This window comes from Dyella jiangningensis, from assembly GCF_003264855.1.
Taxonomy (GTDB): Bacteria; Pseudomonadota; Gammaproteobacteria; order Xanthomonadales; family Rhodanobacteraceae; genus Dyella; species Dyella jiangningensis_C.
The window spans coordinates 131,286-143,699 of record NZ_NFZS01000002.1; the positions used below are offsets into that span (position 1 = coordinate 131,286).

Here is a 12,414-nt window from a genome sequence, read left to right on the forward strand (position 1 = left end):
GCAAACACCGGGCGGTTCTGTAAGGTGGCCGTCACGACAAAGTCCCTTCCGTCTCCTGCAACCACGCCTGAAACATCAAGATCGTCCACAGCGATTGCTGCCAGTTGCGACGGCCGCTCAGGTGTTCTTCCCAGCGCTGTCGAACCGGCCCAGGCTGCAGGTAGCCTTCGCGGCGCAGCCGGCTTTCGCTCAGCAACGCTTCGGCCCATTCGCGCAGCGGGCCGCGCAACCAGCTGCCCAGGGGAATGCCGAAACCCATCTTCGGACGCTCGATCAATTCCTTCGGCACATAGCGATAGAGCAACTGGCGCACCAGCCATTTGCCCTGCCCCTGCCGGATCTTCTGGTGCAGTGGAATGCGCCACGCCAGCTCCACCACGCGGTGATCGAGCATCGGCGCGCGCGTCTCCAGGCTGTTGGCCATTGCCGCGCGGTCGACCTTCACCAGGATGTCGTCAGGCAGGTAGTTCTGCGCATCCATTGCCATCATCCACTGCGCGAGGTCGTCGGCCTTCGGCCAGGAACGCGTGTCGGTGAATGACGTCTCGGCCTGGTTCGCGCCGATCACGATGGCGGACGGATCGCGCCAATGACTGACCAGGTTGAGGAAGAACGCACGGCCGTCCGACGCCGTGAGCACTTCGGCGAGCTTGTGCGCCTTGTCGCCGGGGTTGGCCAGCTGCCAGCGCTTGGGCAGCACGGGGCTGGCCAGGTTGAACATCGCATCCCATCCGCCCGGCGTCAGCGCCTGCAGTGTCGCGGCCATGGTCCGGCGCACCACATGCGGCATGCGCTGCATGCGCTCCCAGGTCGTGCGCGCCGCGAGATAGCGGTTGTAACCGCCGAACAGCTCGTCGCCGCCGTCGCCACTGAGCGCCACGGTCACTTCGCGCCGGGTCAGCTCGCTGATGAGGAAGGTCGGTATCTGTGAGCAATCGCCGAAGGGCTCGCAATAGACCGAAGGAAGCTTCGGAATGACGGCCAGCGTGTCCTCCGGTCGCACGTACAGCTCCGTGTGCTCGGTGCCCAGGTGGCGGGCCACGGCCTTGGCGTGCACGGCCTCGTCGTAATCGCTCTCGTCGAAGCCGATCGTGAACGTCCGCACGCGGGTGCGACTGGAAGCCTGCATCAGCGCCGCCACGGTGCTGCTGTCGATGCCGCCGCTCAGGAAGGCGCCAAGCGGCACATCCGATATCAACTGGCCACCGACACTCGCGCCGAGCTGTTTCTCCAACGCATCGATCGCTTCCTCGTCGCTGCATTCCAGCGGATCACGCAAGCCGGCGCTCACGATGTCGTTGCAGCTCCAGTACGGCACGGGCTGCGCTTCACCGGGCGCTTCGGCGCAGATGCACACGAAGTGCCCGGGCGGGAGCTTGAACACTTGGCGATAGATCGAATGCGGCGCCGGTATGCAATCGTAGGCAAGCAGAAGCGCAAGCGCATCGCGGTCCACTTCGGTCCGGAACGACGGATGGGCCTTCAACGCCTTCAATTCCGAGCCGAACAGGAACGTCGAGTCCATCCAGGCGTAGTAGAGCGGCTTCTCGCCCATGCGATCCCGAGCGAGGGTGAGTGCGCGTTCATGGCGATCCCAGATGGCGAAGGCGAACATGCCCACGCAGGCCACCAGGGTTTGTTCGATGCCCCACGCGACGATACACGCCAGCAGGGTCTCGGTATCCGAGTGACCGCGCCAGGAGGGCGCGGCGCCCTGCCTGGCGAGGCGCTCGCGCAATTCGAGATGGTTGTAGATCTCGCCGTTGAACACGACCACGTAGCGTCCACAGGCGGACGGCATCGGCTGGTGTCCCGCAGCGGACAGATCGAGGATGGAAAGCCGTCGATGCGCAAGCGCGACGCCGACGTTCTCGTCGCACCACAGGCCGCCATCGTCCGGCCCGCGGTGATTCAGCTGGCGCGACATCTCGCTCGCCCGTTCGAGCAGCGCCGACCGCTCGCCCGAGCGCAATTGCCAGAACCCCGTTATGCCGCACATCGGTTCTGCCCCACGCTGTGCAATACCTCCGCGAGCCGCGGCGCCTGCGTGTGCAGGCAATAGGTCTCTTCGACCGCCACGCGTCCGGCCTGCCCCATGCGTAGACGCATGGCACGATCCTCGATCAATTGCACCAGGCTGCTCTCCCAGCTCGCGCGGTCCGTCGCGAGGAAACCGCTTTCCCCGTGGCGCACGATGTCGATGTTGGCACCGACGCGCGACGCCACCACGGGCAGGCCGCACGCCATGTATTGGATGAGTTTGTAACCGCACTTGCCGCGTTCCCACGGGCCATCGCGCAGCGGCATGATGCCGATATCCATGCGCGCGATCGCGTCCGCCTCGCTTTCCTCGGTCCATGGCAGGACCTCGGGGTCGAACCCGTGGAAGCGATCGACGACGCTTGCCTTCGCTCCCACCAGCAGAAGGCGTGCATCGTGCTCGACGCAGACCTTCTCGAGCACATCACGCTGGTCGAGCAGGTAGTTCTCGGTGAGTGGCGATCCGATCCAGCCGATGACCGGCCGCCGATCCTCCTGGTGATCCACCGGCCGGTAGCGGCGCTCGTCCACCACCGTGGGGATGACCTCGATGCGCGGAGCGCCCGCCCGCGCCGCGCGCTCCGCGAGGTAGCTGTTGCCGGCGACCACGCAGGCGGCGTCGCGCATGACGCGATCGATCTTTCGCCCGAGCAGGCCACGGATCAGTCGATTGGACGAGAGATCGTATCGATGGAACAGCGCGTCGTCGTAATCGACCACGTACGGCTTGACCGAGCGTGCCAGCAGCGATTCGACCATCGATGGCAGATAGGGAAAGAGCTCGCCCTCGATCCACGCGACATCGTGCTCGCCGCTGCGCAGTAGCTCCTTGAACCGGTGCACGCCGCGCCGCCATGCATTCGCCATGGCGGACCGGCCGTTGCCGTGGAAGATGGCGTCGAGGTACTCATCCGAAAAAAGCGGATGGACCTCCACGTCGATACCGTAGCCGCGCAGCAGGGGCAGGTACTGCAGGCTGCGCAGTCGCGAACTCGCCCCCCTCCTCGAATACTTGGAAAACAACAACACCCGGATACGCCTCATCGCCTCACCCTGACCAGCGCCAGCGAATGCTCGACGTACCACATCACCAACGGGAACACGTACATCCACTGCAGCGAAAACGCCTCGATGTAGGGATTGGTATTCGTGGCGAGAAACGCACAGACGAAACCGGAGAACAAAAACTTGTGATGCGCCGGCAGGCGGCGGTCGAACGCAAGCTTGGCCACCCCAAGGACGTAGATGAGGAAGGGCAATGCGTAGATGAAGGCACCCAGCAGGCCAACGCGGAAAATGCTCGCGATCCAGACCACTTCATATCGCCACGGGTGAATCGGGTCGCTGACGTAGTTCACACCCACGCCCTGCCCCGAGCCGAGGCCACCGTTGTCGAGGATCGCGGCATACAGCGAGCGGGACATCTCCGTTCGCTCGACGCCACCACCGGCCGCGAGCTTGTTGAAGACGATATTGAGCACGGCCGAGACGCGCACTTGCGTGTACGCCTCAAGCACGTACAGCGTCACGATGAGCGCCACCAGCGATGGCACGCCGTACTGCATGAAGCGCACGATGGCCGGCTTGCCCCGATGTTCGTTGGTGCGCGAGCCCAGCATCCAGCCCATGCATGCGCCCATCGGGATGGACAGGATCAGGGCCGAGCGACCCGAGGTGATGGCCGCGATCAGCAGCATGGCCAGCAGGGCGAAGCGCAGGGTGCGCCGCTTGATCAGCTCGGGCGAACTGAAGAATCCACCGCACAGGAAGATCATCGACCCGTACACATGCATCGTGGCGCCGGCAAAACCCTCGTTGAGGTTGAGGTTGGCGCCCTGGAAGAAGAACTCCACGGCGGCAGCGCCACGCGTCAGGTACAGGTAGAAGAACAGCGCGACACTGAGCGCGCAGAACAGGCTCAACACGATGAACCAGTCGATGATCCGCTCGACACCGATCGCGCGACGCAAGCCATCGGCAATGATGATCCAGAGAAATGGCGTGACGATATAAACCGCCGCCACCTGAAGCAGACCGATGAACGGCGCACCGTGCATGCCGCCCACGACGAGGTAGATCACCGTCACCATGGCCGAACAGGCGTACAGCGCCAGCAAGTTCTTGAAGCCAAGCGTAAACCGCATGCCCGGCACAGCCAGCAGGAAAGCCAGGCCCATCACGGCCGCTGTCGGGACCGGCAGCGAGTTGGGCACCACCACCGTAAGCAACAACAACAGGAAGGCCACGCCGATAAACAGGTGGCGTACCGTCAACCTCGGCGCGTCTGTCTCGGGAAGTCGTGTTGGCACCGGAGGGACGATCGGTGCTGGATCATTCACGGAGTTCATGCCGTCACCATGCGAGATATCCAGTTATCGAGCAGGCCCGCCTGGACGACCCTGCTGTAAGCGCTGATGTCGTGCCGCGCGCCATCGCCCGGGCCGAACAAGGCGTCGCGAAGCGTCGCCGCGTTCGTCTGGCCACCGCCGGTCAGCAGCGTGCGGCCGGCGCCGGTTTCGGCGAGGATGACGGTGGCGGCGTTGCGCACCTGCGTGACGCAGACGACGTCCACGCCGGTGGCCAGGTAATCGAACAGCTTGCCGGTGGCGCAGCTGACCCGCGAACCGGTGAGCAACAACAGCTTGCTGCAACGTTTCATCAGCTGGAGCGCGACGGTGCGTTCCACGGGCGGCACCACGCAGACGGGAAACCTCGCGCGTTCGATTGAAGCGCGCTCCGAAGGCGTCAATTCGCCCACGAACATCACCTGCTTGCCTGTCGTGATGTCGCTGCACTGGTTCAATGTGTCGATGAAATGTTCGAGCGTCACCGACGCCGAACTGTCGCTGGCACCGATGCGCCCGAAGTGGCCGATCAGCGTGGCGCCCGGCGGAACGTGCTCGGCCATGATCGCCGTGGCCCGACCGACACCATCGGCGTCACCTGCCAGTCGCTCGAAGTCGGCGGGATCGTAGCCATTGGGCAGCACCTTGACGGTCTTGTCCGGATATCGGCGCTGGAAGTCTTCCACCAGCGGGCCACTCACCGACGTGACCAGGCCACTGATGTCCACGACCCGTCTTTCGATCTGCGTGCGCACGAGGTTGCGTAGCCAGCCGGGCTTGCCCAGCGCTTCGAACACCAGGCCGTCGCGGAAATCCTGCATGCAGCCGATGCCGTACCGGCTCGCGAGGCTCGCCGCCGCGATCAGGGAATCGATGGGAGAGTACGTACCGATGGCGACGCAGGACTCGCCCGCCGCCACACGCTCAGCGCACAGGCGATCCGCCTCGGTCAACGCCTGCATCAACCAGGTCCGCCCAGCGAAGCCGCGCGGCACCAGGAACGGCAGCGGTCGCACGAAGGCGCTCGCCATGGTCAGCAGCGAAGCCGGCACAGACGACTCGCTGCCTACGCACTGCCCCGGCAAGGCAATGACCCGCATGCCGGCGTGCTGGGACTCCATCTTCAACGGCGCCGCGGACGAGGCCTGCCGGGCGAAGATGAAGATCCGGTATTTGGCCGGGTCCAGGTATTTCAGCAGACCCTTGAAGCGTTCGGCGGCAACATTGCTGGACAAATGATGCGCCGCAAATACAAACAAATTGATTTTTGGCATCGCCTGACCCTCGCTCGGTCCGCAGCGTTGCCCCCTGATTGGTTAGCTGGATGAGGTCACCCGACATCGCGCCGCTGGCTGGATCACCCGTCCCGCACGCACGGGACAAATGCCGAGCCGTCGCGATGGCTAAGGAAGAGCGTCACGTTCTCGTCTTGTCTCCTCTGTCCAGTTGGGCCGAATGGCGGATCGCAGTGCTCGGTACATGCCGGACCACTCCGAGCGGAAGCTCCAGAACACCACCGGCACCATCGCCAGCCAGATCAGGCTGACGACCGCCGGCGTTTCCTCATCGAAGGCCAGCGTGACGATGGACAACGCGACCGCGACGATCACCGATATGTAGAGCTTGAGGCGCGGAATGGGTCGCCACACGTAGGCCGATGCTTCCGTCCTCGCGATGAAGAACACCAGGAACGCGACCGCATTGGCGACCACGGCGCCTGCCGCTCCATGCTTGGGTACCAGCCATATGCTGCCCAGCACGTTGACCACCAGCGCGACCAGCGTGGACCACAGCGAGAGCATCGATCGACGGGTGATGCCGATGCCCACGCAGGTCACCTCGGACAGCGTGTAGAGCAACGGCTGACCGATGCTGCACAGCATGAGGTACTTCACCTGCCGGTAGTTCGCGGGCAGGACGAAATCGATCAACCATGAGAACGTTCCGCTCAGGACCCAGATGGCGCAGACCACGGCCAGCGCCTGATGAGCCACATGATCCACACGCTTCATGTCTGCACCATGAGCGACCCACTTGTAGACCATGGGCGCCCAGAGCACGGTGAAAATCGTCTGAAAAACGATGCCCACGCCCGCAAAGCTCATCGATACCGAATAGAAGGCGAGCTCGGTCAAGGTGGAGAGCGAACGCAATGTGAGCGTACTGGTGGCATCCAGGCCCCAATAGGCCACGCCGGCGAAAATCAGCGGCACGCCATAGCTCAGCAAGCCGCGTACCTGGTCGTTGGATAGTGAGGCACCAAACGCCGGTCGCCAGTCGCGACGCGTGTTCCAGCTGAAAGCGAACAGTACGGACAGCAGGGAAACGAGATAGGCCAACTCGAGCTGCCAGAACGACCGCGAGAACTGTGGCAGCGCCATCATGCCGACGACCATCAGGAAAGCGATCTTCGGGAGGATCTGGCTCATCGAAAAGGCCATGCCGCGGTCCTGCATTCGCAAGATCAGTGAAAGGAACCTCGATATGAAACTCACTACGACACAGGCAACCAGCATCCAGTAATAAGCGACCTCGTCCAGGCCGAACAACAGCATGGACAGTCGATCGCTGAATGGAATGGTGAACACCATGGCCAACAGCAGCAGCAGGAAACCCGGGGAAAAGCAGGCTTTCAGCAACGCGCCGCGGTCGTGCCATTCGTGGTATTCGCGAACGTAGGCTCGATCCAGGCCGAGATTGAATAGTAGTACCCCGAACGACACTGCGATCTGAACAACGTTTAGACGTCCAACATCCGCCGGCGCGAATATCCAGGTAATCGCCGGAACCGTCACCAGACCCAACCCCGCGGTGGCGATCGGGCCAAAAGCAAATGCCGCTATCGTTCGTAAATTCACAAGCCGGCCTTCCAGTTTCAACGAATGTTCGTGCCTGATCTTTCTCGCACATGATGCCCTTGCCTTCTTACACGGGCTTGACCAAGCATTCCCTGCAACGCGTCTCAGGAAGCACCGATAGACAACACATCGTGGATGAACGACGGATAATTCTTTGCCGCATCGAAGCGATCTTCCACGGCTTTTCGCGCATTCACGCGAAGCTCATTTCGCGAATGGTCGAACGCAAGCACGGTAATTGCATCGGCGATCTCCTTGTACGTGGGATTCTTGCTGAGCAGCACGCCGCACTCGGCAGACACGAGATTGGACACGCCACCCACGTTGGGAGCGATCGCGATCACGCCGGTGCTCATCGCCTCCATGATCGACACCGGGATGGCTTCCGATTCGCTGGTGTTCATGAAGATGTCCACCGGCATGTTCAGGTAGTACTTCTTCACCGCGTCATTGGGCAGCTCGCCCGCGAACGTGAATTCCATGTTCGCGAGATCGCCCAGCCTTGCCTGTGCCAGCGCCCTCATCTCGTCGAGCAGCGGGCCCGCGCCGATGTGCGTCCAGCGCACGTGGAACTCACTGTACTTGCTTGCGAACAGTCGCAGGCCCTCGATGATGCGATCCATCCGTTTCACGGGAAGACAGAACGACACGGAGACGATATGCAGGCTTCCATCCGGACTCGGCTGTGACAGGCCGGGGACCAGCGGCACGCCGAGCGGGATGATGGTGATCTTCTCCGGCGGAGCGGCGTAGGTCTGCCGCAGGTAGCCTTGCGCTTCGGTCGACAACGCGAAGATGCGATCGAACGAGCCGATGAACTGGCGCTTGAGCGGCATGTACTCCAGCATGCGCCGTTCCTGGTACAGATCGATGCCGTGCGCACGCGTCACCACCCGGCGGACCGCGCCCTTCTCCCTGGCGAGGATGGCGGCGTATGCCTGCGTGTCGTTCCAGTAGCTGTACGCCACGTCGATGACGCCGTTGCGTCGCGCATAGCTGACGAGCGCGCTGGTCTGCTGCATGACCTTGGACACGTGCAGCAGCGCGCGGACCACGGTCCGACGGCACAGCTTGCCGGACTGCCGCAGGTAGGACAGCTCGTTGCGGAACAGCTTCGAGAACACCGCCCGCGCGATGTAAGGCAGGCGACGCAGCGTGCCTGGCTTGACCATGCTCAGGTCCATCGACACGCCGGGAGGCAAAGGCCTGGGCGACCCCTCGGCGACGGCAGGCAGCACCGTGGCGATGGCGTCGGGCTGCCGGGCCCAGTAGCCGATCTCGTCTTCGAGGAACTGCTCGCCCGGGTGATAGGGAAACGCGTTGGTGAGTATGACTATCCTCATGCGTGCTCAGCCGCTCCGGCCATGAGCGTATCGATCATGCGGTCTCGATACGCGACATGGTCCATGTTCAAGGGGACGCTGGTCTTGAAACACGCCACCGTCGCGAGGCACTCGGACAGCAGGCGGCGCCAGTTGGTGACGACCTGGTCCATGGTGAGCATCGCGGTGCGCGAGGTGGCCAGCGCGTTGTACTGCTCCCAATAGAGCTGGTCGTGGAAAATGCTGTACTCCGCACTGATGACGGCGATCGTCATCTCCGCGGCGACGGAAGCATCGAGGCGAGCAACCTGGAACTCGGCGACGTCTTCCCTCACCAGGTAATACAGCCGGGATAGATGGACGGGCGCCGATTCGACCTTGCGATAGACCCGATCGGGACGAAGCTTGCGTCGCGTGCTGGCGACGTTGATCCAGGTCTTGACGTTGAAATGCGTGCGGTCGACCCATCCGCGCCCAGCGAGCAACTCGCCCTTCAGCGCAGGGTCGGTGCAGTTGTAACCGTAGATCTTCGGCCAGGCCATGTTGGCGTACACCAGCGACGAGCCATAGGACATCAACGAGATGTCGTCGCTGACGAAACCCACGCCCTCGTGCTGCCTGAGCGCGAGCATGGCCGCCGACTTGCCCACGCCACCGGTGCCTGCCAACAGGCAGGCCTCGCCGTTCACCGTCAGGCAGGCGGCGTGGATGGGCACCATGTCGCTGAAGAAATACGTCGACGGCACCAGCACGAATTCGTGCAGGATCTGCTCGAACGACTCCAGGTCGCTGGCGTATTCCACCGAAAGCAGCTTCTGCACGTTGCGCTTGACGCCCCGGCGCGAGCGCAGCGTGACCTCTACTTCGAGCGTGCCCGTGGCCGACCATCCCCAGTAGACGTCGCTCGCGGGAAACGAGGTCAGCATGCCGTGATCGAACGTGCGGTGCAGCCGCGGGTTCATGGCCACCAACGCCCGGCCCGATATCTCGGAGACGATGTGGATCTCCACGTGCGGAGCCATGTCGCCCGCATCCGCATACAGCGCCAGGCTCTCGGCCAGCCATGCCTGATACATGGGATCGCCAGAAAACGCATAGCATTTTCCGAAGATGATCTTCTTCATACCGATCCTCCCGGCATGTCAGGCAAAGACCCTGGCGGACAGCGCCGCGGCGACTTGCTCCTGCCTTCCCTCATCGAGATAAGGCGACATGGGAAGGCTCATGACCTCATCCGCGGCGCGATCGCAAATCGGCATGCGCGCGCTTTCGTCCGCCAGTGCCGGCTGCCGGTACAGCGGCAGCGGATAGTGCACCGCCGTGGGCACGCCCGCTTCGTGCAGGCGCTTGCGCAGCGCCTCGCGATCGCCGACCCGCACGGTGTACTGCGCCCAGGCGCTGACGTTGTGCTTTTCGATCACGGGAAGGCCCAGCTGGTCGATGTCGCCCAGCAGCCGGTGATAGGTCTGCGCGACCTGCTGGCGCAGTCGCATTTCATCGTCGAACACGTCGAGCTTGGCCAGCAGCACGGCGGCCTGCAGCGTATCGAGCCGGCTGTTCACGCCCACGCATATGTGGTGGTAGCGCTTGTCCTGCCCGTGGCGCGCGATCAGCCGCAGCGATCTGGCCAGCGCTTCATCGCTGGTGAAGATCGCGCCACCGTCGCCATAACAGCCCAAGGGCTTGCTCGGGAAGAAACTGGTGCAGGCGATCGTGCTCAGGTTGCAGCTCCTGCGGCCCTTGTAGGTGGCGCCAAAGCTCTGCGCGGCGTCCTCGATGACGGGAATGCCATGCTTGCCGGCGATCGCGTTGATGGCGTCGAAATCGGCACACTGGCCGTACAGCGACACCACGATGATCGCCTTCGTGCGCGAGGTGATGGCTGCCTCAAGCAGCGCAGGATCCAGGTTGTACGTGGACGGGTCGATGTCGACATACACCGGCTTGGCGCCCAGTACGGCGATCGCCTCTGCCGTCGAGATATGGCTGAAGCCGGGTGAGATCACTTCGTCGCCCACGCCGATATCGAACGCCATCAGCGCGATCTGCAGCGCATCGGTGCCATTGGCCACCGAGATGCAGTGACTGGCGCCCGTGTAGGTGGCCAGCCGGGCTTCCAGCTCCGCCACTTCGGGCCCGAGAATGTACTGGCCGTGCTCCAGCACGCGTGCGATACCTGCATCGATGCTGGACTTGATGCGCACCTGTTGTGACTTGAGGTCGATGAAATCGATCATGTGACGGGCTCCAACTGGCGTAGCGCCTTGCCTTTCAACGCGTAGCGCGTACCGGTGTGCGCGCATACGGCCTCACCCTCGCCTTCCAGTGGAAGGTCGAGGCGTTCGCCGAATTCACTCATCCAGCCGATCTGCCTGGCCGGCACGCCTACCATCAGCGCATAGGCCGGCACGTCCTCGGTGATGACGGCACCGGCGCCGATGAAGGCGAACTCACCGATGGTGACGCCGCAGACGATGGTGCAGTTGGCGCCCAGCGTGGCGCCGCGGCGCACCGTCGTGTCGCGGTATTCGCTCTTTCGCTCCACCAGGGCGCGCGGGTTGTAGACATTGGTGAACACCATGCTGGGGCCGCAGAAGACGCCCTCTTCCAGCGTCACGTTGTCGTAGACCGACACGTTGTTCTGCACCTTGCAATGGTCGCCGATGACCACCTTGTTGCCGACGAACACGTTCTGCCCGAGCGACACGCCCATGCCGATGCGCGCACCGCCGCAGACGTGGGTGAAATGCCAAACACGCGAGCCTTCGCCGATCACGGCGCCCTCGTCGACGATGGCGGAAGGATGTTGGTAATGGTCCATGCGATGCTCACTTTTTCCTGAGGAACGGGTGGCCGTCTTCCCCGACGGAAGACGTCTTGCCCGTGCGAATGGCTGCCACCGTCTCGATGGCGGTGCGGTTTTCCTCCAGGCCAAACCCGCGGCCGGCGAGGATTTCCACGTAGCTGCGGTCATGCAGGTCGGTGAAGCCGCCGGAAAACTCGATCTCGTCGCCGTCCACCGTGATCGAGCGATAGGTGCGCTGCCCGCCTTCGCGCGCGCCCTCGGGAACGTCTTCGAGGTCGACCGAGAGGAACCAGCGCACGCGCGCCTTCTCGTATTCGAGATAGCCCGCGGCCTTGGTGTCGCTGGAAAGGTGGACCACGTTGCTCTGCAGGTCGCCGAACAGGTAGTGCAGCATGTCGAAGAAGTGCACGCCGATGTTGGTGGCGATGCCACCCGACTTCTTGGTGTCGCCCTTCCAGCTCTGCAGGTACCAGTGTCCGCGGGAGGTCACGTAGGCCAGGTCGACCTCGTACTTGCGGTCGCGACGCTCGCTGCGCACCCGCTCGCGCAGCGCGATGATCGAAGGATGCAGGCGAAGCTGCAGGATGGTGTTGGTCTTCCTGCCGGTCTCCCGCTCGATTTCCAGCAGGCCGTCGATGTTCCACGGATTGAGCACCAGCGGCTTTTCGCAGATCGCGTTCGCGCCCGACCGCAGCGCGAAACGGATATGCGAGTCATGCAGGTAGTTGGGCGAGCAGATCGATACATAGTCGATCTGCTCGCCGTTCTTCGCCCGCCGCCGCATGTCGACGTGGCGATCGAAGCGCTCGAACTCGGTGAAGAAGTCGGCCTCCGGAAAGTGGGAGTCGATAATGCCGACGGAGTCGTTCGGGTCGAACGCAGCCAGCAGCTTGTTGCCAGTGCTCTTGATCGCTTGCATGTGGCGCGGGGCGATATAGCCCGCGGCACCGATCAGCGCGAAATTCTTGGTATTGGGCATCGGCCAAATTCCCTTCCTGCATCTATCCAGGCTGAGTGGCATGGACGGATCGAGCCAATCGTCG

Annotated in this window: 10 protein-coding genes; all 10 read right to left on the reverse strand. The window is 63.3% G+C overall.

The window, feature by feature from the left end:
- Positions 1-31 precede the first annotated feature (31 nt).
- The 10 genes from asnB to CA260_RS11355 all read right to left on the reverse strand — a co-directional run bounded on the left by asnB (position 32) and on the right by CA260_RS11355 (position 12,350).
- Positions 32-1,999: an asparagine synthase (glutamine-hydrolyzing) gene (asnB, locus tag CA260_RS11310; RefSeq protein WP_111983208.1), complete on the reverse strand. Its 1,968-nt coding sequence runs from the start codon at positions 1,997-1,999 to the stop codon at positions 32-34.
- Positions 1,987-3,084 carry a glycosyltransferase family 4 protein gene (locus tag CA260_RS11315; RefSeq protein WP_111983209.1) on the reverse strand — a complete coding sequence of 366 codons (1,098 nt, stop codon included), beginning with the start codon at positions 3,082-3,084 and terminating at the stop codon, positions 1,987-1,989. Before CA260_RS11315 ends, asnB begins: the two co-directional genes overlap by 13 nt.
- Positions 3,081-4,313, reverse strand: a complete 1,233-nt coding sequence (locus CA260_RS11320) for a hypothetical protein (protein ID WP_238149721.1) — start codon at positions 4,311-4,313, stop codon at positions 3,081-3,083. Before CA260_RS11320 ends, CA260_RS11315 begins: the two co-directional genes overlap by 4 nt.
- Before the next feature lie 71 nt (positions 4,314-4,384).
- Positions 4,385-5,620, reverse strand: coding sequence for a glycosyl transferase (locus tag CA260_RS11325; RefSeq protein ID WP_238149722.1), 1,236 nt, complete (start codon positions 5,618-5,620; stop codon positions 4,385-4,387).
- Positions 5,621-5,788: 168 nt separating this feature from the next.
- On the reverse strand, positions 5,789-7,264 hold the full coding sequence (locus CA260_RS11330; protein WP_238149723.1) for a lipopolysaccharide biosynthesis protein: 1,476 nt from the start codon (positions 7,262-7,264) through the stop codon (positions 5,789-5,791).
- Positions 7,265-7,347: 83 nt separating this feature from the next.
- Positions 7,348-8,586, reverse strand: a complete 1,239-nt coding sequence (locus tag CA260_RS11335; RefSeq protein WP_111983212.1) for a glycosyltransferase — start codon at positions 8,584-8,586, stop codon at positions 7,348-7,350.
- Positions 8,583-9,689 carry a hypothetical protein gene (locus CA260_RS11340; protein WP_111983213.1) on the reverse strand — a complete coding sequence of 369 codons (1,107 nt, stop codon included), beginning with the start codon at positions 9,687-9,689 and terminating at the stop codon, positions 8,583-8,585. The genes CA260_RS11335 and CA260_RS11340 overlap by 4 nt, the downstream gene beginning before the upstream one ends.
- Positions 9,690-9,707: 18 nt before the next feature.
- Entirely contained in the window at positions 9,708-10,802 is a 1,095-nt protein-coding gene (locus CA260_RS11345) for a DegT/DnrJ/EryC1/StrS family aminotransferase (protein ID WP_111983214.1), read from the reverse strand.
- Positions 10,799-11,386, reverse strand: a complete 588-nt coding sequence (locus tag CA260_RS11350) for an acyltransferase (RefSeq protein ID WP_111983215.1) — start codon at positions 11,384-11,386, stop codon at positions 10,799-10,801. The genes CA260_RS11345 and CA260_RS11350 overlap by 4 nt, the downstream gene beginning before the upstream one ends.
- Before the next feature lie 7 nt (positions 11,387-11,393).
- Positions 11,394-12,350: a Gfo/Idh/MocA family protein gene (locus CA260_RS11355; protein WP_111983216.1), complete on the reverse strand. Its 957-nt coding sequence runs from the start codon at positions 12,348-12,350 to the stop codon at positions 11,394-11,396.
- Positions 12,351-12,414 lie beyond the last annotated feature (64 nt).